Below are 21,954 nucleotides of genomic sequence, written 5' to 3'. Positions count from 1 at the left end.
ATTTCGCCTTTCTTAGCATTTATTCATTCACTTTCATTCTAGCCAAAAATGAAAGCTCAGTCAAAAATAATGCTCAGAAAAATTCACAATCCTAAACACTATAATCATGGAAACTATAAGCTTTCAAAAGGAAATATTTAGTTTTTTCACAAACTTCTAGATTTTTCTATCTCATTCAATAGTCACATAAAAAACCGATAGGATCCTATCCTACCGGTCGTCATCTTATGATTGGCGTTGGCCAAAGTCATGAATCATTTGTTCCAATTCTTCACGACTAGGTGTTGTAAGCATATAGAGGTAATCTCCCTGAAGTTCCGCAAAGGCCGCTGGCATGTCTTTCTTCACACGGAATTGATCACGGTATTTGGCCAGAACTTCTTCCTCTGAAAGAGCATAAGCTGCATTGGCACGACGAGAAGTTGCCAAGCAATAAAGGGGCTCAAACTCAGAAGCTGGGAAGGGTTCCCCTGCTACGATGGCAGCATAACCACGGTACAAATCAATCGAGTGAGCATAGTTGTAGACGTCGATGGTAAAGCCACCTGCAGGACGATTATTGTACTCGATCGCAATATAGTCATCCCCATCGCGGAAGAACTCAATGTGGAAGAAACGTTCTTTCATGCCAAAGGCTTTAACAATCGCTTCCCCGTATTGACGCAATTTTGGATCCATTTCTTTAAGGACATAATAAGAGTTGTCCATCTTGTAGAGCATCAAATCGAGTGGCGTATGTGCATAGTCAAAGGTAGTTGAAAAGACAATGTTGCCGTCACGATCCACTAGACCATCAAAGGTACAAATCTCACTAGAAGTGACAAATTTCTCAAAGAAGTACTCTGTATGGCCATCCCACTCAGCCTTGAAATGGTCCACATCTTCTGGCGTTTCGATCTTGAAGGTCGCTGCTGCTCCTACCCCATTGTCAGGCTTAGCAATCAATGGCAACCCAATCTTCTTCACAGCCTTATCAATGTCTTTTTCTTTTTTAATAACAGCGCCTGGAACGACAGGAACACCTGCTTTCTTGAAGAGTTTCTTCATTTCGGATTTGAACTTGGTTTTCTTCAAATCTTTTGGTTTGGCACCAAAGACATTGAATTGCTCACGAAGCGCCGCATCCAATTCCAACCAGTACTCATTGTGGGATTCGATACGATCGATTGGGCCATGTTTGTAAAAGAGAAAGGCTACTGCACGTTTCACTTCGTCCAGATTTTCCAAATTTTCAACACGGAAATATTCTGTTAAGCTGTTGCGCAAAGGCTCATCTAACTGTTCATATGGCTCTTGACCAATTCCCAAGACAGTGATCCCTTTATTAGCCAACTCGATTGTAAATTGTTGGAAGTTTTGTGGGTAATATGGTGAAATAACGATATAATTCATTGAGGTCTCCTCCCTTTTTACTTATAGATGCATTTGACCTAGGAAATATGGCATTTGTTTGCGCCACCATTCCCAATCGTGGGCGACATCATGTCCCCATTCAGCGAACCATGCAGGAATATTTTTGTGATCAAAGGCTTCTTTCAGTTTGTAGAAAGATGGAAGTCCATCTTGTTCCCAAGCTCCTAAACCAGTACAAACAACGATTTCCGCCTGACGATAACGATCGATAAACCAGCCATCATTTTGGTTCCAAATATAATCAGATGGAGAGTTTTGGTAAATGGCTTCATCGCCTCCAAAGTCACCAACAAAGAAACGAGCGTCATAGACACCACTCAAAGCAATCACTTTGTTAAAGACATCTGGATGTTGCAAGAAGAAATTGAGCGCGTGGTAGGCCCCCATAGAGCAACCAGTTGTCATCATCGGATCAAACCAGCCTGTTTTGTGTTTGATAAAAGGAATGGCTTCTTCAATCACATAGCGCTCGTATGCACGGTGCATCTCAGCTCGATCATGAGGATTCTTCCAATCACAAAGCCAGCTATCACTATCCACACTAGAAAGGGTGAAAAATTGAACTCGTCCCTCTTCGATAAACTGGGCACAAGCATCAATCATACCAAAGTCATAGTACTCGTTATGGCTTCCACCTGATGAAGCAAAGACCACAACAGGAATTCCTGCGTGTCCATAGCGATTAACATACATTTCACGGTTAAGTTGGCCACTCCAGTGGCTTAAATGTTCAATATTCATAAGTTTCCTCTTTCTCTCTATTGATTTGTTTTGAGTCCATTAATCCCAATTCTCAGCCAAAAAGCGAAGGCATTCTGGTAGGTGCTCTGCCCACGCTTCTTCGTGGTGAATAGCACCAGATTGAATCCGAATGGCAATATGATTGAGTTCCACCCCTTGCTGGATGACGTCGTGATAATAACGAAGGGATGAATCGATATAGGCTTGCTTGATGTTTCCTGCCATTAAAGTTTTATCTGTATCATCCGCCTCTTCAGTCCCCACATAGATGTAGATCCGTTGGTCTGCATATAATTTTTTACGTTCGATATAATGATTGAAGGCATCTTGGTGTAGCCAGTTGGCGGATGAAAAGACCCCTAAACAACCGATTTGATCTTGGTACTCTAATCCCAAGAATTGGGTAATATTTCCCCCCAAGGAAGATCCAATCATGGCCGTATGTTCTCGATCAGCAAGAGTCCGGTATTCTTGGTCGATAAAAGATTTCACCACCTCCATGACAAATTCGCCGTACTCAACCCCTTTGCCACCAAATTGCATGCCAGGAATATTAGATTCCTTGTACTTCCAGGCAGAGTATTCATTCATGCGTTGGAAACCATCATTATCGATCGCAACGACAATCATGCGACTAATATCGGGATTCCGCTTAATGGCTGGAATCACCTTCCAGGAATGACCCGCATAAGCTTCCTTGCTGTACAAAACGTTTTGCCCATCGTGGAAATAAACCACAGGGTAACGTCTATCTGTATCCGTTTCATAATTCTTAGGTAATAAGACTCGCACACGACGGAGTTTTCCGGTATAAGGCACTTTCAACTCGTGTGTCTTCATATCTAAATAAAAATAGGATTTGTTCATTGTCAGAAAACTCTCTATATTCTAAATTTTATTCATTATACCATTTTTAGAAGAAAAAGTCTGGATTTTCTCCAAACTTTTTCCTTTCTTGGGTTATTTTTCCATAAACTGAGCCAAATCTTGTAAAGAACGTTCGGCAATTTTCTCATAACGTTCCTTTTTATCCCGAATGCGTGGTCCTTCTAGCTCTTTGATAATCCCGAAGTTGACATTCATGGGTTGGAAATGCTTGCTGTCAGCATGGGTGATATAGTGAGCCAGGCTTCCGATAGCTGTCGTTTCAGGGAAAATCGCTGCTTCTTCTCCTTTGAAAAGGCGAGCTGCATTGATTCCAGCTACCAAACCTGAGGCCGCTGACTCAACATAGCCTTCTACACCTGTCATTTGGCCTGCAAAGAAGAGGTTCGGTTGTTTCTTAGAACGGTAGGTTTGTTCTAGTAAATTTGGAGAGTCCATGTAAGAATTGCGGTGCATGACTCCGTATCTCACAAACTCCGCATTTTCCAAACCTGGAATCATTTGGAAGACCCGTTTTTGTTCGCCCCATTTAAGGTGAGTTTGGAAACCAACGATATTGTAGAGGCTGGCAGCCGCATTGTCTTGGCGCAACTGAACAACTGCATAGGGTGTCTTAAACTCCCCATCACGTGGCCCTTTGTAATCATCTGGATACTCGAGTCCAACTGGTTTCATAGGGCCATAGAGCATGGTTTTGATGCCTCGTTTGGCCATGACTTCAATGGGCATACAACCTTCGAAATACTTTTCTTTTTCAAAAGAGTTGAGTGGGGCTTCTTCTGCATTAACCAAGGCCTCGTGGAAGTCCATAAATTCTTGTTTGGTCATGGGGCAGTTGAGATAAGCTGCTTCTCCCTTGTCATAGCGTGACTTGAGATAGACCTTGTCCATTTCGACAGTATTGACATCGATGATTGGAGCTGCTGCATCATAGAAATAGAAACCGTCGCCACCATTGAGGGCATGGATCTTTTCTGCCAAGGCATCGCTAGTTAGAGGCCCCGTTGCGACCACTGTAATGGCATCTGTCGGCAATTCCGTAATTTCATCACGAATGACTTCGATGAGCGGGTGTTGGGATACCTTCTCCGTCACTCGACTAGCAAAACCTTCTCGGTCCACAGCCAGTGCTCCACCGGCCGGTACCCGGGTCGCTTCCGCTGCTTCAAGGATGACAGAACCCAGACGGCGCATTTCTTCTTTGAGGAGCCCGACAGCATTGGTGAGAGAATCCCCGCGAAGAGAGTTGGAACACACTAACTCAGCAAAGTTGTCTGTTTTGTGTTGCGGAGTAGATTTAACGCCACGCATTTCATAAAGCTTGACCGGAATCCCCTGTTGGGCAATCTGGTAAGCTGCTTCCGAGCCTGCAAGGCCCGCACCAATAACATTGATATAAGATTGAGACATGACACTAATACCTCTTTGGGTATCAAAACACCCAACTGGACTGTTAGACACCCACAAATCTTTCTAATTTTCTACTTGGTCCATTATACCAAAAAGCCAAGTAAAAAGACAGGGAGGCTTTTCCTTCCTGTCTATACTTTAACTAATTATTTTCTTATGAACATAGCCAGGCTGCTAGGAGAGCAGATAGGATACTAAATAAAGAGCCGATCAAGTAATACTCTGCAAAGGCTGGATTCTCGGAAATTTTATTGTAGCGGGCGATGGACTTGGCTGTAAATACTAGGCCGATAGAAGCAAATTGCCCATAGACGAGACAGGCACCGATCACCAAACGCTCTAAAAAGCCAATCATGGAACCAGCCCCAGTGATCGTATCCATTTTCTTCTTGCTGGTGGGTTGATACTTGGCAAACAGAATTTTAAAGGCAATATTGCTTGGCTTCCCAACTAGGAGGACATAAAAGATCAGATTTAAACTGTCCAAAGGCAGATAGGTCGTGCCATTCTTCGCTCCTAAAAGGACTAGACAGCTAATGATGCCGATATGCAAGACTTGATCCAAGGCAAAGGTCCATGAGATTGGTAATTTCAGTTGCTTCTGCACGATCGGTTTTAAGAAATCTATTCCAGCATGAGTCAGTAAAATGACCAAGCAAATCCACCACAAGTTCAGATGATAGATAGAAACCACGATCAGAGGCAGAGCTACATATAGAATGTGAAGCCCGAGAACCTTCTTATCCTGATACTTACGATCCGCCATCTTCTGACTTTGAAAATAATAATCCGATAATAAATGACAAATCAACAAGAGGATCAAGCATGGATTCGTTACGATACTAGACAATCCGCTCATGGGCCTCTCCTTTCTCTAAGCTTTGAATGCTAGCTAGTGCTGCTGCTCGTCCCCGTAAATAAACGCGAATACTGCTACTCTTTAAGCGCTTGGACAGGGCACTTGGGTTAAGCCCTAGCGATTGGGCCAATTCCTGTTGGCTAAAGGTTTCACTATAGACAGATCTCTTTAGCAGATTGAGTAGGATCTCTTCCTGACTCTCTCTCCAGCCCGAACGTATGGCTTCTCCGGAAGCGATGAGCGCATTCACCAATGAGTCCTGGCTGTCATTACCGCTCAAAAAATAGATCTGGGTGTTGCCATAATCATTTTTCTGATGAACCAGATTAATAGCTGCACGAGCATTCCAATAGGCTGGCCCATCTGCACCGATACTTTGCAGGGGATCGATATCCGTTACAATTTCTCCAAGCCCGATACCAAATCGAAGTTGAGTCGGCTTTAGTTCTGAACGCAGGGTATCAATGATTTGAAAAATCGGAGCATCCACTTTTAAAAGCGCCTGAAACTCATCGCCCAAAGTTAGGGTAAAAGCCGATGCTAGGCAGCCTTTAAAAAGCTCATTGATCTTTTGAAGCGTTTTTTCTAACTGTTTTTGCAGGTCAAAACGTTCTTGTACGATTTTGGAATCAATCACATCTGCAATCAAAGCAAGATACATAAGCCCACCTCCTTATGTCTATTATAACGAAAATACCAAAAAATGTCTATTATAACAGACATTTATAAAAATTGCCGTTATAATAGACATTGAAGCGTTTAAAAACTTATTTCACTTTTTCTTCTTCGTAGTCGCCATTGCTACATACGACTTGTTTGCCGCCACCACGAACTTTTTTCTCAACTAAGTAGTGGCCACATTTTGGACAATCCCGACCGATCGGCTTATCCCAAGAGGTAAATTCACACTCTGGATAGCGATTGCATCCATAGAAGATACGGTTGCGCTTGGTTTTGCGTTCGATGATTTGTCCCTGATGACACTCAGGACACTCCACGCCGATTTCTTTGACAATGGCCTGGGTATGACGACAATCTGGGAAATTGCTACAAGCATAGAACTTTCCAAAACGTCCTAATTTAATCACCATCGGGATGCCACAGACTTCACAATCAAAACCAGCTGGTTCGTCTTTAATTTGGATTTTTTCCATCTCTTCTTCAGCCTTTGCGACTTCTTTAGAGAATGGTTTGTAGAAGGCATCAATGACCTTTTGCCACTCTTCCTTTCCAAGTTCGACATCATCGAGTTTCCCTTCCATCTCTGCTGTGAAGGTCACGTTGACAATATCTGGGAAGAATTCAACGATCAGTTTATTGACGATCTCCCCTAACTCTGTTGGTTCAAAGCGTTTGGCTACCAGCTTCACATAATAGCGTTTTTGAATGGTCTCAATCGTCGGAGCATAGGTTGAAGGACGACCAACACCATTCTCTTCCAAGGTCTTAATCAAAGTCGCTTCAGAATATCGAGCAGGTGGTTGGGTAAAGTGTTGCTCCGGTTTGCTATTGACTTGCTTAACGATATCGCCTTCTACCATATCCGGCAACATCTTGTTCTTATCTGAGTCGTTATAAATAGCCAAATAACCATCAAACTTCACTTGGCTTCCGTTTGCAGTATACTGAACCCCATTTTGACCTAAACGGACATTCATGGTATCAAAGACAGCTGCTGTCATTTGACTAGCTACAAAGCGGTTCCAAATTAAGGTGTAGAGTTTTAATTGGTCTTTGTCTAAGTATTTAGCAATGCTCTCAGGAGTATTGAAGACGCTGGATGGACGAATCGCTTCGTGGGCATCTTGGGCACCGGAAGCATTCTTCACACGGCTTCCATGCTTAGAGTATTTCTCACCGAAGCGATCCACGATAAAGTTCGCTGCCTCATTTTGCGCAACCGGACTGATCCGTGTGGAATCGGTACGCATATAGGTAATCAAGCCTTGAACACCAGAGCCAATATTAATTCCTTCATACAACTGCTGGGCGACCATCATGGTCTTGCGTGTACGGAAGTTGATCTTATTGGCAGCATCCATCTGCATGGAAGAGGTGGTGTATGGAAGTGGCGCATTCCGACGACGTTCTTTCTTTTCAACTTTTTCAACGGTAAAATCTTTGCCATCTATGCGTTCAAGAACAGCTTTCACCTCTTCATTGGTGTTGAGCTTCATCTTCTTGCCATCAATCCCATAGAAGCTAGCTTGGAATTGCTTGGTCCCTTTTTTGAAGACGCCATCAATGGTCCAGTATTCTTCCGGCTTGAAATCGTTGATTTCATTTTCACGATCAATGATTAATTTGAGGGCAACAGATTGCACACGCCCTGCAGAAAGTCCTTTTTTAACCTTTTTCCAAAGAATAGGCGAAATGGAATACCCTACAATCCGGTCCAAGACCCGACGTGCTTGTTGGGCATCGACCAAGTCCATATCGATTTGGCGCGGTTCTTTAAAGGCATTTTTAACGGCATCCTTGGTGATTTCGTTAAAGACCACACGGTTCTTTTCTTTGGCATCCAAGTTCAAAATATGCGCTAAATGCCAAGAAATAGCTTCTCCCTCGCGGTCCGGGTCACTTGCGAGAAAGACTTGTTTGGCTTTTTTAGCTTCTTTTTTCAAATCATTGATCAAGGGACCTTTTCCGCGAATATTGATATACTCCGGTTCATAGTTATTGTCGAAATCGATCGACATGGTTGATTTTTTCAGGTCCCGAATATGGCCAACACTAGCCATGACTTTGTAGTTACGACCAAGGTATTTCTCGATTGTTTTGGCCTTAGCAGGAGACTCCACAATCACCAAATTTTTCTTGGTTGTACTGCTTTTCTTTTTTGTTACCACGTTTTATCCCTCTGTATTGTATAAATCTCATTGAGTTTAATACATTTTAAGAAAGATGTCAACTAGGAACTTCTCCTATAGGAAAATCACAAATCGTATTTCATTTCATCAAGAATGTCCTGGCCTGAGGTGACAAGCTTTGCGCCTTCTTGAATCAGGTGATGGCAGCCTGCAGATTTTCCATCTAAAATATTTCCTGGAATAGCAAAAACGTCTCGGCCTTCTTCCATAGCACGCTCACAAGTAATCAAACTACCTGAACGGAGTCGAGCCTCTGCCACAATCACAGCCTGACAGAGGCCTGCAATGATGCGATTTCTCTCAGGAAAATGAAACTTCAGTGGTGCCTGCCCTGGACCATACTCGCTCAAGATCAGATGGTGTTCTCCCATATGCGCTTGCAGCCTTTGATTGCTCTTTGGATAAAAGACATCTAGCCCTGTTCCAATCACTCCGATGGTCTTACCACCATTTCGTATACTGGCATAATGAGCTGTCGCATCAATTCCCTTAGCAAGTCCACTAACGATAACCAACTCATTCCCAAGTTCCTTAATAATCTTCTCTACAGAACGAACCCCTTCTCGCGTGGTCTCGCGAGCTCCAACAACTGCAATCTTCGGTCTGGTTAGCAGTTGCAAATTCCCTTGGTAAAAAAGGATTACAGGAGGATTGTAAATCTGTAGCAATTCCTCAGGGTATTCAGGATCAAAAATGGATAGAGATGGGAACCGTTCAAACTCCTTGTGTAAATGGTCTTCATCCAGTTGCCGGTATTTGTCTACAAAATGAATAATACTGCGACAGCGAGCGATCCTTGCTATCTCTTCTAAGCTTGGTAAGGCTTGGTCTTTCCTACAGTAGTCCAAGACTCTCAAGACTTGCTCATTTGATAAACCGGCTTCTTTTAATTTAAAGATTTCAAATTTCTCCATGGTTACCTTCTACTTCCTCTCACTTATTTATTCGAAAAAAAAGGAAAAAAAGCTCTATTTCTAGAACTTTTTTTGATGTGTAGAAGAATAAAAGTAAGATGCAGCACCAATCAAGTTGCTTTCATTGTGGAAGCGAGCCGCTTGGATGGGCAAGGCCTCAAATTGTTTATGCCCTTTTTGAGAGAGCAGGTCATGGTATTGGTGATTGATCACATCGATCAGTAGTGGTTGACTACTAATGCCCCCTCCAATCGTCACCTTTTCAAGCAAGAGCAAAGATTGAAGATTAAAAATCAGAATAGCAATATCGTGGCAATAGGCCTGAAACAAGGTTTTCAGTTCTTCATTATCACCTTGATTAAGAACCTTAAAAACAGCAATACCATCTGCCTTTTCTAAGTTTAAGATGTGACTAGCATTCTCAACAAATTGAACAGCAGAACCAGTGTTTTCCAAAAGATTGGAAATGCCTTGCAAAAAGAGTTCGCGATGAAAGCGGCGATTTTCTGGTGTTCTTCCTGCCTTATCAATAGATCGAATGTATTCTGTCAGTTGCCAACCTCTCAATAGGTCACCATTAGAAAGAAGAGCAAGGCCAACTCCTGTCCCTAGTACCAAGGTTGCACCACATGGACAAGCTTTTAGGTTACCAAGCCTAGCTTCCGCTAGACCAGCGGCTTCTCCATCATTGAGAACAGTGACTGGGACTTGAAATGTTTGTTCTAGTCTACTTGCTAGAGGAATGCCTCGCAAATATGGAATGAGACCACCTCGAAAGACAAAGCCAAGGCTCTTTTGGATCTCACCAGGGCACGAAATGGCGATCCCCTCGATTTCTTCCCGTACAGGAGCAATGATTTCTTCTAATCCTTGCCAAAACTCCTCAATCGTAGGTGGTGTTGGGATCTTGTCTGTATGGATCAATTGATAGTCCGTGTCCATCAGACCGTACTTTATAAAGGTACCACCGATGTCGATAGTGAATAGCATAACCTAATCCTCACACATTGATTTGACGGGTTCAAAGGAACGCCGATGAATAGGGGTTACTCCCAGCTGGTCGAGGCCAGCCAGATGATTAGCCGTCCCATAGCCAGCGTTCTTCGCAAAATCATAACCCGGATATTCTTTATCAAACTCTTCCATCATCTGATCCCGAGTCACCTTGGCTACAATAGAGGCAGCAGCAATGGATAAGGAGTTAGCATCCCCTTTGATGATACTAGTTTGGGAAATAGGAAGATCCAACTTCATGGCATCAATCAAAAGATGCTGGGGTTGAGGCTCTAGCTGACCAATGGCCTCCATCATGGCTAGCTTCGTAGCTTCATAGATATTAACCTGGTCAATCACGTGATTGTCCTTGACGCCGATTCCGATCGCAATGGCGTTTTGGAGAACAGCCTCATAGATTTCCTTATGTTTGGATTTCGGAATCTTTTTACTATCGTTGAGGCCAGAAATCTTGCAACCTTTCGGCAAGATCACGGCAGCTGCAACAACTGGTCCCGCTAATGGGCCACGTCCCACTTCGTCTACTCCTGCAATGAGCTCAATCTCACGCGCATAGCATTCTTTTTCATAGGCCAGCATTCCTTCTAAGCGCTCATCTTCATCTAAACGTTTTTGGATTTCTTTTTTTCGCTTTGCGATCGCTTGGATCACACCAGATCGGCTATCCTGTTCCAATTCAGTCAATAAAGGATCGTCTAACCGCTGAATGCTTGCTAATCGTTCTTTAATTCCCTTAATGGTTGCCATCAATTTCCCCTACTCGATCCAGCGTATACCGTCCCAATTTTCCATCGCGAACATCTTTGACAAAGAGTTGGTAAAAACGGTCGTAATCTTCACGAAATCCTAATTTCTGGGTCATCTCCATAATGATTTCAGGAGCTTCTTGTTCCAGATCCATTTGTTTAAAACGTTCCTGCAAAACTGCTGGGTAGTGCTCTTTAAAATAGTTAAGGCCAAAGATGGTCACTTCATCCATTGGAAGCAACTGGTCCTTGATGGCGCCTGTTAAGGCGAGTTTTAAGGCCACTTCTTCATCTTCAAACTTGGGCCAGAGAATCCCTGGAGTATCCAAGATTTCAAGATCCTTATTCGTTTTCAACCATTGTTGCCCCTTAGTCACGCCTGGTTTATTCCCAACAACAGCAATCTTTTTCCCCGCTAAGCGGTTCATCAGAGTTGATTTCCCAGCATTAGGAATCCCGATGATCATGGTCCGAAGGGTTTCAATCTGAATCCCTCGTTCCTTTTGACGGGCAATTTTATCGGCCATCAAACTCTTAGCAGCATCTGTGACCTTCTTAACCGTAGATTGCTCTTTGGAGTTAATGGCTAGGGTTTTGATCCCTTGTGATTCGAAATAGTCCTGCCATTCTTTTGTCGCCACAGGATCGGCCAAGTCTACCTTGTTTAAAATCATTAATTTAGGCTTATCACCAACAATTTTTGTTAACATAGGATTTTGGCTTGATAGTGGCAAACGAGCATCTACCAAAACCGTCACAAAATCCACAAATTTTAAATTTTCTTGTACTTGTCTTCTAGCTTTGGACATGTGTCCAGGAAACCATTGAATAGTTGCCATAATCTCACTTCCTTTCCAGTTCAATCTCTTCTATTATACCATGTTTTCTTGAATTCTCAGTGATTAATAAAAATACTAAAAAGAAGCCACCGAAGTAACTTCTATTTTATATTCTAGCGAATTTGTTCAAAATGCAAATGGACGGCGATGTGGTCTCCGTAGCCACTACGCTCTAAATCACGTTGCAAGCGATAAGAAATGTAGTGTTCTGCAATGGTAATATAACCTGCTCCCAGCAAGCGTTGTTCCACTAATGATTGGATCATACTGATGGTTGCACGTTCTACTTGGGCTTCATCCAAATCCATGGCAACTTTCTTCGTTACTTGAGCTAGGTTTTGTCGCAAATCATCTGTCAAAACATAGACAACTTGCGCAGCTTTCAAAATAGCTTGGTAAATTTTATCTGGGTTGAATTCAACCACTTCTCCACTACGTTTAATGACTTCCATCGGAGTCTCCTTTATTTTAAATTTTCATGAATACTCCATTTCCTTTATAAAGAAATGAAGACCTACTACTTTATTATATAATTTTTTTACAAAGAATCAAAGGTCTTTCAAAAAATAGATTCATTGATTGGGAAGTTAAGTTATTTTTATTCAAACACATTTTCTACAATAAAATATTAGTAATCTGGTCTTAAAACTCCCGTAATGATTTCTTTGGTCGCGTGGTAATCCCCATCCACTACAACCTTGATAATGCGCTTCGCTTCTTCTGCAGGTGCTGGCACCAATGGCAAACGAGTTGGTCCTGCTTCAAAGCCCATATAGTTTAAGACAGCTTTGACAGGAGCTGGACTCGGATAAGAGAAGAGAGCATTGACTTTAGGGATAAATTGACGTTGGATAGCCGCAGCCTTTTTAATATCGTTGTGTTCAATAGCTTGGAACATCTCATGCATTTCATCTCCATTTGTATGAGAAGCCACTGAGATCACTCCATCTGCACCAAGATTCATCGCATGGAAAGCATCTCCATCTTCCCCTGTATAGACGAGAAATTCTTCTGGCTTGTGTTCAATCAAATAGGCCATATTAGCAAGAGTTGTACACTCTTTGACCCCAATGATATTTGGGTGTTCTGCCAAACGAAGCATGGTTTCAGGTGTCATTTCTACTACCACGCGTCCAGGAATATTGTAGATAATAATCGGAAGATTAGATGCATCCGCAATCGCTTTAAAGTGTTGATACATTCCTTCTTGGGATGGTTTGTTGTAGTAAGGGACGATAGCCAATCCTGCTGCAAAGCCACCAAAAGCATCCACTTCTTTAACGAACTCAATCGAGTCGCGTGTTTCATTGGTTCCGACACCAGCGATCAAAGGAACTCGACCATTGACAATCTTTTGAACGGCCGCAAAGAGTTGCAATTCCTCATCGTGGGTCAGAGTTGGACTTTCTGCAGTCGTTCCAGCTAAGAGAATCCCATCTGTATGATGTGCCAAGAGGTGCTCGATCAAGGCAGGAAGAGCATCAAAATTAATGGTTCCATCTTCATGGAAGGGGGTAATAAATGCAGTGATGATTTTACAATCTTTTAAATCTTGATAAGACATAGAAAAACCTTTCTCTATATAAGAAAGAGGCTGGGGCTTGCTTGCCTTTGCCTCATGATCTGTTCATAAAACAAGTTGATTCGTTAGAAAGCTGAGGAAGAAATCAAACTCTTCGAGTTACTGATTTCTGTTTCGTGACGCAGTGGTTGATTGGAACTACTCATGTTTGCAACATTCGTACTTCCTAATCAACTGTGCGGGGGAAAAACTACGAAATCAAACTCTTCGAGTTACTGATTTCTGTTTTTCTCCCTATTTCAACTCAAATTTCAATTCAGCTGTTGGACGTACGAGTCCACGTTCGTGAAGAGTTTCTGCGATTTGGACTGAGTTCCAAGCAGCTCCTTTAAGGAGGTTATCTGAAACCACCCACATGTGGATTCCTTTTTCAGCATCCAAGTCTTTACGAATCCGTCCAACGAAAGTATCGCGTGAACCGACCGCATTAACGGCTTGTGGGTAGATTTGGTGAGCAACATCGTCTTCAAGGACTGCACCTGGGAATTCTGCAATAGCAGCTTTCACTTCGTCAATTGGTGCCACTTCTTTTGTTTCAATGTAGACTGACTCTGAGTGAGCTGACAAGACTGGAATCCGCACACATGTTGCTGAAACGGCAATGCTATCATCTTCCATGATTTTCTTGGTTTCGTTTGTCATCTTCATTTCTTCGTAAGTATAGTCGTTTTCTGTGAAGACATCGATTTGTGGAAGAGCGTTAAAGGCAATTGGGTAGTGTTTCTTATCACCACCACATGGCAAGATTTCAGCTTTGACATCGCGTGGGTTAACGCCGTCATTCAAGACTTCTTTCAACTCACGTTGGGTTTCAAGAATAGCTCCCATACCAGCACCTGAAACAGCTTGGTAAGTAGACACGATGATACGGTCCAAGCCCCATTTTTGACGAACGGGCTCAAGCGCTACCATCATTTGAATGGTTGAACAGTTTGGACAAGAGATGATTCCGTTGTGAGCATCAAGCGCATGTGCATTCACTTCAGGAACAACCAATGGGACATCCGGATTTTGACGGAAATAAGAAGTGTTATCAACCACTACTGCGCCTGCTTTCACCGCATAAGGTGCATATTTGGCAGATGTTGAACCACCAGCTGAGAAGAGAGCAATATCAACCCCTTCGAAAGCATCTTCAGTCGTTTCCTCAATGGTCACGTCTTGCCCTTTAAATTGCAAGACTTTTCCTGCAGAACGTGCTGACGCAAGGTAGCGAATTTTATCGATTGGAAGAGTAGATTCTTCCAACATTTTGATCATTTGAGCACCAACGGCACCTGTAGCACCGACAACAGCAACTGTGTATCCCATAGTAAATCCTCTTTCAAAATTTTCTAAAAATTGAGTATTTGTACTATTATACAATTTTTTGACATAAATGAAAAGTCCTGAAGGCACAAAAAATCCTGATCCGAAGATCAGGATTCGAGGCACCTTTCGGTGAGAACAGCCGGTTCACACAACTGTTCAAGGTCCGCTCCTGCGTTACAATTGAATGTAGACCTCCTCAGCGCAAAAGGCTCCTAAGAGCCAATCGACTCATCGCATAAATCTAGTTTACCATGAACATCCACAAACTGTCAAGAAGGTAGGTACTTGCTTCCTTCTCGAATGCTTAAAGGAGATAACTGTTCTCGATAGCGGTCGATAAAGGCCTCTACCCAATCTGGATTAACCTTGGAATAATTGCGTAAACTCCAGCCGATTGCCTTATTTATAAAGAACTCGCTTTGACCTAGATTATTGAGGATCACTTTTTCTAACAAATCCGTATCTGTTTTTTCTTTCCTCATAAGCTGGTGATCAATGGCAATCCGCCTCAACCAAAAGTCCCGATCCTTACTCCAATCCAGCATAATCTGCTTGGTTTCTGGATAGGTGAAAGTAATCTCTCCGATAATGCGGTCCAACTGATCAATACTATCCCACCATGATTTGGTTTGAGCCAATTTCTTTAGCTTTGGAAAATCTTCGGGCTTCAAGTTCTTTTTCACTCGATCTAAATAATCCATGGCTACATACTGAAACTCCCGATAGGGTTGTGTCCAACAGGCTTCAACAAAGTGCCAATCGACTGTTTTTCCTATGTGGCCTTTAAAAAATCCTTTCTCAATCCTACGTAAGGTAGGCTTTTGAATACCAAGAAATTTGAAATGCCCCTTCATATAAGCTTCCATATCAGGGACCTTTTCAGGAACTGTTGCTGCTTCTAAAATGGGAATCAAGTCTTCAATCTTCATCTTCTTCCTCACATTTCAAGAGTGTTACTGGCCCTTCGATCGTCTTTTGCATCCAGACGATATCATGCCATTTGTTAAACTTATAGCCAATCTTTGGGAAATGAGCGACTTGAACATAGCCCCGCTTTTCATGCATGGAAATGCTGGCCTCGTTCGGAACTGCGATACAGGCCAGAAAGCGTAAGTAGCCTCGTGCTTGCAACTCCTCTTCTAGGGCAGTATAAAGAGCCGATCCAATCCCTTGTCCACGAGCTTCTTTTGCTACATAAATAGACAATTCAGTGGTCCAATCATAGGCAGCGCGTGCATAATAGGTCGAGGCATAGGCATACCCCACCACTTTCCCATCAACTTCTGCGACCAAATAAGGAAATTGAGTCAGCGTTTTTGTGATGCGTCTTTCAAATTCCTGGACAGTCGGAACATCGACCTCAAAGGTAATGGCTGTCTCTGTCACATAAGGTTGGTAAATCGCTCGGATAGCTGCTGCATCGCTAAGCTGAACGGATCGAATCATCATGGTGGCCTCCTAATTAGATTATACCTAGTATACCGATATGCCTTCTCACTGTCAATGAAGGACTAGCAGCAAGCAAAAAATCCTGGAATTATATCCAGGATTTCCATCCTTCTTAAACCGTTTGACGTAACCCCGTCATCCGGTAAAGGAATAAAGCACTCGGAGCTTTCAAAAAGCTCTTTTGCTTGGAATTTGTTGCTTTCAAGACATAGTTAGGTTTGACTGTTTTGGTGACTGTCTTTGCTTGTTTAAGATTCAGACCGGTTTGTTTTTTAGACAGTTGAACTTTCGAAGGTTGAAGGGAAGCTTTCACTGCACCTACTTGAAGTGGTTTTTCTTTCACTTTCAAGACTTGTCCAACTGGTTTTGAAGCGGAGGCAGACACTCCTCCTTCAGTCGCTTGAGTGAGTTGCGCTATTGTCTGATTGTTTCTAACTTCTACACGGTTTAGGATACCTCCATTTGGATTGAGGTGATCGGTCACACCTGTATCAAATGGCGCTATAAATACATTGTCCTCAATGGTGACATTTTTAATATCTCCATAGCGCGTTTCAACATCAATTGATCCACGATGCTTGTTGTAGATATCACTCTTCGTTCCTGTACGCTCCAAGAGATTGTGGTGAACCCGAATTCCTTCTTCATTCAAATCAAAGTTATGGCCCTTAAAGACAGTTGTCAAGCGAATTCCGGAATCCCCGATATTGTCTTTAATCCGATTGTAGGCAATTTCATGACCTTTTCCACCAAAGATTCCAACACCCCCAGCGCGCCAACCGAGTTCAATTGTATTGTACAAGAATTTATTATTTTCTGCTACTGCCGATTCTGTCCCATCCGCAATACTTGACCAGCTGGCTAGTCCATCATCTCCATTTCCACGAATACTAGAATTGCGGACAATCGAATTCTTAGTCCCTTGGGCAAAGTTGACTCCGTCAGCCAGGTTGTTTCGCAAACGAACATTTTCTACTACTAGACCATCTGTGTACTTCATATCGTTTTTGCCAGCATAATCGCCAATCCACATGCCAACTTCAAAATGCTCGGCCCAAATATCGTGAATGTGAGAGTTCTTCCCTGGCGTTCCAGAAATGGCCTTGTACTGAGCTTTTTCACCATAGCGTGAACGAAGGTTGGAGGACAGATAGACATCGCTAAATTCAACATGGTTGTCTTGGTGAAGGAAGTCAAATCCACCGCCACCAGCTTGGTCACTAGTAAAATGCAGTTGGGTATGCCAGATACCAGCCCCTGAAATCTTCATATCAGAAGCATCGATACCGACTTTTCGATTGAGATTAAATCGCCCAGCTGGGATATAGACATTCTTTCCGGTTTGTTTGGCCTCATAAATCGCATCATAGAGGGCCTGGCTGTCATCAGTATCGTCGTTTGGCGTAGCTCCTTTAGAAACAATATTGATAGCATTATCCCCTTGAGCAATTGGGTCTGGAGCTTGCTCAAATTCCACAAAGTCAAGGCCGTAATGAACGTCGTCTGACCTGTTTTTCACCAGTGAAACCACATCTCCTTTTTGAAGCTGAAGTCCTGGAAGGAGGCTATGCACTTCATCAAATTGGAACCGAGCGCGTGTATCCGCCTGGGCACTATCGTGTACACCTTTGTCATTCAAGTACTGCCAGTTAGATGAGGACGAAAGATCCAATTGTTGAACACTGTGACCATTCACCTGTACCTCGAGTTGTCCACTGGCTCCATCTGGCACTGTGTAGCGTACAGTTAAGGCATTGGCTGGCTCATTGACCTTAAAGGAAACACCATCTCCTTTTTCTTTTAAAGCGACATAAGTCTGATCAGAAGCTTCAATAGCTGTTGAGTGACTGTCTTGAGACTGCTCTACCTCTGCCTTTCCAAGGAGGTTCCCTTTGTCTGCTTCATAACGGGTGTAAGGCATAGATGCGCCATATTGGCTGGTATCTACTTGAGAGCCTGCGGGATCAGAGGTTGTCGCTTCTTGCCCTTGTGTTTGGACTTGTGCCTGCTCTCCAGCTTGATCAGCTGCCACAGATTGTCCAGTCAAAAAACAAGCCCCCATGATCGCAATCACGACAGAAAAGACTCCAAGCTTAGACTTGCGAATGCCAAAAATGATATCTTTGTTTAAATGATTCATCACACATTTCTCCTTTTATTTTTTACAACGATTCTATCCTAATAAAAATTATCATGACAAACAAGGTGAATTGTGTGAATATTCTGTATCAATTTGTTGCAGAAATGTTAACCTTTTTATGTAGTAATAAAAGTGAGTAAGAAAAAAGAGGCTGAGAATGCTTTCTCAAACCTCTTTCGATGACACAAGCTTATTCCGCTTTTTTATTTGAAAATTGGCTATTGTAGAGCTCATAGTAGAATCCTTTATCTGCTAACAAGGATTGGTGATTTCCTTGCTCGATGATTTGGCCATCTTTGAGGACAAGGATTTTATCTGCTTCTTGAATGGTAGACAGGCGGTGAGCAATGACAAAGCTAGTCCGGCCTTTCATCAAATTCTTCATCGCTTTTTGAATCAAGAGCTCTAAACGCGTATCGACAGAAGACGTCGCTTCATCCAAAATCAAGATTTTAGGATCGGCCAGGAGCGCACGCGCAATGGTTAGGAGTTGCTTTTGTCCTAGAGAAATATTGCTAGACTCCTGGTTCATTTCCATATTGTAACCACCAGGAAGCGTCCGGATAAAGTGATCGACATTGGCTGCTTTTGCGGCTTCCACAATTTCTTCATCCGTTGCTTCTAGGTTACCAAAGCGAAGGTTTTCTTTGATGGTTCCCTCGTACAACCAGGCATCCTGAAGTACCATCCCAAATTGCTTGCGGTAATCTTGGCGTGACAGATGGCGAATATCGTGGCCATCCACCGTAATCGATCCCGCAGTCACATCGTAAAAACGCATGAGCAAATTAATCAGAGTTGTTTTCCCTGCTCCGGTCGGTCCGACAATAGCCACCATTTCACCTGGTTTGACTTCTAGATTGAAATCGCGAATCAAGGGTTTGTCCGCTACGTATTGGAAATCAACGTTTTTAAAGCTTACTTGCCCTGTCAAATCTCCAGAGAGGGTTTCTGTCACATCTGCTACTTCATCTGGCTCATCCATGACTTGGAAAATCCGGTCTAGAGACGACTTAGCACTTTGTAGCTGACCTGCCAATTGGGTCAAGTTTTGAATCGGTTGGTTGATCTGCCAAACATATTGAACGAAGGCCTGCATATTCCCGACAGTCAAACGACCTGCTATCACTTGCAAGCCACCAAACAAAGCGATAATGAGATAAGTCAAATCTGAAATCCCATTTAAAATCGGCATCATTAAGCCAGAAATGAAATTAGCCTTGAACCCTACTTTTTGAAGGTGATGGGTAATATCATGAAATTCTTCCTGAGAAGATTTTTCCCGAACGTAGAGCTTAAGGACGTTAAAGCCTGTTAAATTTTCTTGCACAAAGCCGTTCATTGCCCCCAAAACATCTGCCTGCTCTTTAAAGTAAGGCTGAGATTTTTTCATGATAAATCGAGCACTGAAATAAGTGATCGGAATGGACAAAATGACCACTAGCCCCAGTTGGATGTTTAAGTATAATACCATGCTGATGACAAAAAGCAAGGTAAAGATAGCATTAACGATTTGTAAGAAGGACTGTTGCAAGGCATTCGAGACGGTTTCGACATCGCTAGTAAAACGTCCCAGTAAATCTCCGAACTGATGCCGGTCAAAATAAGAAACCGGAATGTGATTGATTTTATGAGACAAATCATTTCGCATGTCCTGAACGGTTTTTTGAACAGCATTGGTCATGAAATAGTTGGAATAATAAGATCCCAACTCATAGAGGACCCCACGGAATAGATAGAGCGTCATAATGATCGCAATATAGGAGGTATTAAGACCAGCTCCCGCAAGGCCTTTTGCCATATCCATGAGATTTTTTGTTAACTCCGTAATGGCAAGTCCCAAAACAAAGGGTTCGACAACACTCATGATGACACTTAGGATTTTTAAGAAAATGGACAAGCAAACTTCCAAGCGATAGGCTCTCAAATAAGTCCATAGTCTACTAAAACTGTTTTGTTCTTGTTTCATCTGCTTCTCCTTTCTATTCTTCTGTCAATGATGGACTATCGAGCTGGGAATTAGCGATCTCACGATAGATCTCATTGCTTTCCATCAATTCATCGTGGGTTCCTCGACCGACGATTTCCCCTTGGTCCAAGACAATAATTTGATCCGCATCCATAATGGTTCCCACGCGTTGCGCTACGATCAAGACGGTCGCATCTCCTGTAACTTCTTTGAGGCGCTTCCGCAAAGTAGCATCCGTCTTGTAGTCTAAGGCAGAGAAGGAATCATCAAAAATAAAGACATCTGGATCTTTGACTACAGCACGAGCGATGGACAAGCGTTGTTTTTGACCACCTGAAAGGTTGCTACCACCTTCTGCCAAATGCGTATCAAAGCGTTCATCACGGCTATCAATAAATTCCTTGGCTTGGGAAATTTCAGCCGCTTGTTCTAGCTCTTCTACAGAGGCATCTTCTTTCCCATAACGAAGGTTTTCAGCAATGGTTCCTGTAAAGAGCAAGGCCTTTTGTGGAATAAAACCAATCTTTTGGCGAAGGGTTTTCAAATTGTAGTCGCGAACATCCACACCATCGACCAAAATTTTACCTAGGGTGACATCATAGAATCGAGGAATTAACTGAACCAGCGAAGATTTCCCAGAACCCGTCGAGCCGATAAAGGCAATTGTTTCACCAGGTTTGGCCTGAAAAGAAATGTTGTGAAGAACTGGACTCTCCGTCTCACCTGGATAAGCAAAGGTGACATTATCAAATTCCAAATAGCCACGAGATGCTGTTTCTGTTACACCATTCTCATTTGGATCAATCGAAATGGGCATGTCCATGATTTCCTTGAGACGACGGCTAGAAACTGCAGTACGAGGATACATGGTAAAGAGATTGGCTAAAAAGAGGAAAGATAAGAGCGCGTGGAAGCTATACTCAATAAAGGCAACCAAATCCCCAATTTTCAAACTACCGTCATGAAGAGGATCCAAGGCAAACCAGACAATCGCTACAATCATCGCAATGATGATCTGCACAAACAGGGGTTCAGTCAAACCAGTTAGTTTGAACAATTTATTCGAGTTTTCCGCATAGACTTCATTTTCAGCTGCAAATTTTTCTTCTTGGAATTCTTCGCGGGCAAAGGCACGAATCACTCGGAGACCTGTCAAATTTTCACGCGCAAACTGATTGAGATGGTCCAGAGTCTTTTGTTGCTTCTCAGAAAGTGGACGAGTCTTGACTGCTACATACCAGACAACGACAGCAAGAAATGGTACAGATACTGCTACAATCCATGCTAGAGAAGGACTGGTTGTCAGAATCAAGAGAACGCTGGAAACCATCATCAAGGGAGTGATGACGCCCATCTTCAACATAGAATCCGCAAACTGCATCAAAACAAAGGCATCCGAAGTCAAGCGAGTGACCAATGACGATACCCCAATTTGCTCATACTCACGATGCGAGTACTCCTGTAACTTGGCATAGAGGTCATTGCGCATATCACGCACCATGGTCGTCGTTAGCTGGCCAACCGCGTAAGATAAGATAATTCGACCCACAATCCCTAGCAAAATAATCGCAAACATGACCCAGCCCCAGAAATAAAGTCGATCCACATCACGTGGGTTAATCCCCTCATCAATCATGCGAGCCAGAATCGTTGGCAAACCTAAATTGACAATGACAAAAAGGACGGCCGAAAATAAATTCAGGGCTAGCCACTTGGGATACTTTTTCAAGTAAGACCAAATATATTGCATAGATGATTCTCCTTTTCCATAAATAATTTCCTAGATCACACAGAAAAGAGGGAGCGAGACGA

At 42.9% G+C, this 21,954-nt stretch carries 18 protein-coding genes and 2 pseudogenes; all 20 read right to left on the bottom strand.

What is annotated here, in order from left to right; all coding sequences use genetic code 11:
• Positions 1 to 225: 225 nt before the first annotated feature.
• Positions 226 to 1,392 carry an ATP-grasp domain-containing protein gene (locus tag O3605_RS00265; protein ID WP_061455571.1) on the bottom strand — a complete coding sequence of 389 codons (1,167 nt, stop codon included), beginning with the start codon at positions 1,390 to 1,392 and terminating at the stop codon, positions 226 to 228.
• A gap of 21 nt (positions 1,393 to 1,413) precedes the next feature.
• Complete coding sequence (locus tag O3605_RS00260) at positions 1,414 to 2,154, bottom strand: esterase family protein (protein ID WP_155199044.1); 741 nt, start codon at positions 2,152 to 2,154, stop codon at positions 1,414 to 1,416.
• A 39-nt stretch (positions 2,155 to 2,193) separates the two neighbouring features.
• Entirely contained in the window at positions 2,194 to 3,021 is an 828-nt protein-coding gene (locus tag O3605_RS00255) for an alpha/beta hydrolase (RefSeq protein WP_070505536.1), read from the bottom strand.
• A 93-nt stretch (positions 3,022 to 3,114) separates the two neighbouring features.
• Complete coding sequence (gene trmFO, locus O3605_RS00250) at positions 3,115 to 4,449, bottom strand: methylenetetrahydrofolate--tRNA-(uracil(54)-C(5))-methyltransferase (FADH(2)-oxidizing) TrmFO (protein ID WP_070505535.1); 1,335 nt, start codon at positions 4,447 to 4,449, stop codon at positions 3,115 to 3,117.
• 154 nt (positions 4,450 to 4,603) lie between these two features.
• Positions 4,604 to 5,308, bottom strand: a complete 705-nt coding sequence (locus tag O3605_RS00245) for a DUF3307 domain-containing protein (protein ID WP_070505534.1) — start codon at positions 5,306 to 5,308, stop codon at positions 4,604 to 4,606.
• Complete coding sequence (locus tag O3605_RS00240; protein ID WP_070505533.1) at positions 5,292 to 5,969, bottom strand: SatD family protein; 678 nt, start codon at positions 5,967 to 5,969, stop codon at positions 5,292 to 5,294. The genes O3605_RS00245 and O3605_RS00240 overlap by 17 nt, the downstream gene beginning before the upstream one ends.
• A gap of 106 nt (positions 5,970 to 6,075) precedes the next feature.
• Positions 6,076 to 8,157 (bottom strand): type I DNA topoisomerase, encoded by a 2,082-nt coding sequence (topA, locus tag O3605_RS00235; protein WP_371585027.1) that lies wholly within the window; start codon positions 8,155 to 8,157, stop codon positions 6,076 to 6,078.
• Positions 8,158 to 8,243: 86 nt separating this feature from the next.
• Positions 8,244 to 9,092, bottom strand: a complete 849-nt coding sequence (gene dprA, locus O3605_RS00230; protein WP_070505531.1) for a DNA-processing protein DprA — start codon at positions 9,090 to 9,092, stop codon at positions 8,244 to 8,246.
• A 60-nt stretch (positions 9,093 to 9,152) separates the two neighbouring features.
• Entirely contained in the window at positions 9,153 to 10,082 is a 930-nt protein-coding gene (locus O3605_RS00225; protein WP_371585026.1) for an ROK family protein, read from the bottom strand.
• Positions 10,083 to 10,085: 3 nt separating this feature from the next.
• Positions 10,086 to 10,853 carry a ribonuclease HII gene (rnhB, locus tag O3605_RS00220; protein ID WP_070505529.1) on the bottom strand — a complete coding sequence of 256 codons (768 nt, stop codon included), beginning with the start codon at positions 10,851 to 10,853 and terminating at the stop codon, positions 10,086 to 10,088.
• Positions 10,840 to 11,691 carry a ribosome biogenesis GTPase YlqF gene (ylqF, locus tag O3605_RS00215; protein WP_049473186.1) on the bottom strand — a complete coding sequence of 284 codons (852 nt, stop codon included), beginning with the start codon at positions 11,689 to 11,691 and terminating at the stop codon, positions 10,840 to 10,842. Before ylqF ends, rnhB begins: the two co-directional genes overlap by 14 nt.
• A 113-nt stretch (positions 11,692 to 11,804) precedes the next feature.
• Complete coding sequence (locus tag O3605_RS00210; protein WP_003001449.1) at positions 11,805 to 12,143, bottom strand: ATP cone domain-containing protein; 339 nt, start codon at positions 12,141 to 12,143, stop codon at positions 11,805 to 11,807.
• A gap of 176 nt (positions 12,144 to 12,319) precedes the next feature.
• The gene (gene dapA, locus O3605_RS00205; protein WP_049497877.1) at positions 12,320 to 13,255 is read right to left on the bottom strand and encodes a 4-hydroxy-tetrahydrodipicolinate synthase; all 936 of its coding nucleotides are present in this window, start codon (positions 13,253 to 13,255) and stop codon (positions 12,320 to 12,322) included.
• Between the two features lie 252 nt (positions 13,256 to 13,507).
• On the bottom strand, positions 13,508 to 14,584 hold the full coding sequence (locus O3605_RS00200) for an aspartate-semialdehyde dehydrogenase (protein WP_049473189.1): 1,077 nt from the start codon (positions 14,582 to 14,584) through the stop codon (positions 13,508 to 13,510).
• A gap of 269 nt (positions 14,585 to 14,853) precedes the next feature.
• The gene (locus O3605_RS00195; RefSeq protein WP_049497878.1) at positions 14,854 to 15,513 is read right to left on the bottom strand and encodes a DNA alkylation repair protein; all 660 of its coding nucleotides are present in this window, start codon (positions 15,511 to 15,513) and stop codon (positions 14,854 to 14,856) included.
• Positions 15,503 to 16,033, bottom strand: a complete 531-nt coding sequence (locus tag O3605_RS00190) for a GNAT family N-acetyltransferase (RefSeq protein WP_049497879.1) — start codon at positions 16,031 to 16,033, stop codon at positions 15,503 to 15,505. The genes O3605_RS00195 and O3605_RS00190 overlap by 11 nt, the downstream gene beginning before the upstream one ends.
• A 112-nt stretch (positions 16,034 to 16,145) precedes the next feature.
• A pseudogene (locus O3605_RS00185) lies at positions 16,146 to 17,975 on the bottom strand (glycosyl hydrolase family 28-related protein); the annotation flags it as partial.
• Between the two features lie 117 nt (positions 17,976 to 18,092).
• Positions 18,093 to 18,173, bottom strand: a pseudogene (locus O3605_RS09955) (YSIRK-type signal peptide-containing protein); the annotation flags it as partial.
• A 190-nt stretch (positions 18,174 to 18,363) separates the two neighbouring features.
• Complete coding sequence (locus O3605_RS00180) at positions 18,364 to 20,142, bottom strand: ABC transporter ATP-binding protein (RefSeq protein WP_129824911.1); 1,779 nt, start codon at positions 20,140 to 20,142, stop codon at positions 18,364 to 18,366.
• A 13-nt stretch (positions 20,143 to 20,155) separates the two neighbouring features.
• Positions 20,156 to 21,892: an ABC transporter ATP-binding protein gene (locus O3605_RS00175; RefSeq protein WP_371585024.1), complete on the bottom strand. Its 1,737-nt coding sequence runs from the start codon at positions 21,890 to 21,892 to the stop codon at positions 20,156 to 20,158.
• Between the last annotated feature and the right edge of the window lie 62 nt (positions 21,893 to 21,954).

Source organism: Streptococcus sp. 27098_8_99 (genome assembly GCF_041431935.1).
Taxonomy (GTDB): domain Bacteria; phylum Bacillota; class Bacilli; order Lactobacillales; family Streptococcaceae; genus Streptococcus; species Streptococcus parasanguinis_D.
Note: the sequence above shows the minus strand (reverse complement) of the source record. Positions and strands in the feature narration are given on the sequence as shown.

What these genes read in the sequence shown, in the direction of transcription:
- O3605_RS00265 (WP_061455571.1), bottom strand. Translation starts at nt 1,392, where the DNA reads ATGAATTATATCGTTATTTCACCATATTACCCACAAAACTTCCAACAA.
- O3605_RS00260 (WP_155199044.1), bottom strand. Translation starts at nt 2,154, where the DNA reads ATGAATATTGAACATTTAAGCCACTGGAGTGGCCAACTTAACCGTGAA.
- O3605_RS00255 (WP_070505536.1), bottom strand. Translation starts at nt 3,021, where the DNA reads ATGAACAAATCCTATTTTTATTTAGATATGAAGACACACGAGTTGAAA.
- trmFO (WP_070505535.1), bottom strand. Translation starts at nt 4,449, where the DNA reads ATGTCTCAATCTTATATCAATGTTATTGGTGCGGGCCTTGCAGGCTCG.
- O3605_RS00245 (WP_070505534.1), bottom strand. Translation starts at nt 5,308, where the DNA reads ATGAGCGGATTGTCTAGTATCGTAACGAATCCATGCTTGATCCTCTTG.
- O3605_RS00240 (WP_070505533.1), bottom strand. Translation starts at nt 5,969, where the DNA reads ATGTATCTTGCTTTGATTGCAGATGTGATTGATTCCAAAATCGTACAA.
- dprA (WP_070505531.1), bottom strand. Translation starts at nt 9,092, where the DNA reads ATGGAGAAATTTGAAATCTTTAAATTAAAAGAAGCCGGTTTATCAAAT.
- O3605_RS00225 (WP_371585026.1), bottom strand. Translation starts at nt 10,082, where the DNA reads ATGCTATTCACTATCGACATCGGTGGTACCTTTATAAAGTACGGTCTG.
- rnhB (WP_070505529.1), bottom strand. Translation starts at nt 10,853, where the DNA reads ATGGCAACCATTAAGGGAATTAAAGAACGATTAGCAAGCATTCAGCGG.
- ylqF (WP_049473186.1), bottom strand. Translation starts at nt 11,691, where the DNA reads ATGGCAACTATTCAATGGTTTCCTGGACACATGTCCAAAGCTAGAAGA.
- O3605_RS00210 (WP_003001449.1), bottom strand. Translation starts at nt 12,143, where the DNA reads ATGGAAGTCATTAAACGTAGTGGAGAAGTGGTTGAATTCAACCCAGAT.
- dapA (WP_049497877.1), bottom strand. Translation starts at nt 13,255, where the DNA reads ATGTCTTATCAAGATTTAAAAGATTGTAAAATCATCACTGCATTTATT.
- O3605_RS00200 (WP_049473189.1), bottom strand. Translation starts at nt 14,584, where the DNA reads ATGGGATACACAGTTGCTGTTGTCGGTGCTACAGGTGCCGTTGGTGCT.
- O3605_RS00195 (WP_049497878.1), bottom strand. Translation starts at nt 15,513, where the DNA reads ATGAAGATTGAAGACTTGATTCCCATTTTAGAAGCAGCAACAGTTCCT.
- O3605_RS00190 (WP_049497879.1), bottom strand. Translation starts at nt 16,033, where the DNA reads ATGATGATTCGATCCGTTCAGCTTAGCGATGCAGCAGCTATCCGAGCG.
- O3605_RS00180 (WP_129824911.1), bottom strand. Translation starts at nt 20,142, where the DNA reads ATGAAACAAGAACAAAACAGTTTTAGTAGACTATGGACTTATTTGAGA.
- O3605_RS00175 (WP_371585024.1), bottom strand. Translation starts at nt 21,892, where the DNA reads ATGCAATATATTTGGTCTTACTTGAAAAAGTATCCCAAGTGGCTAGCC.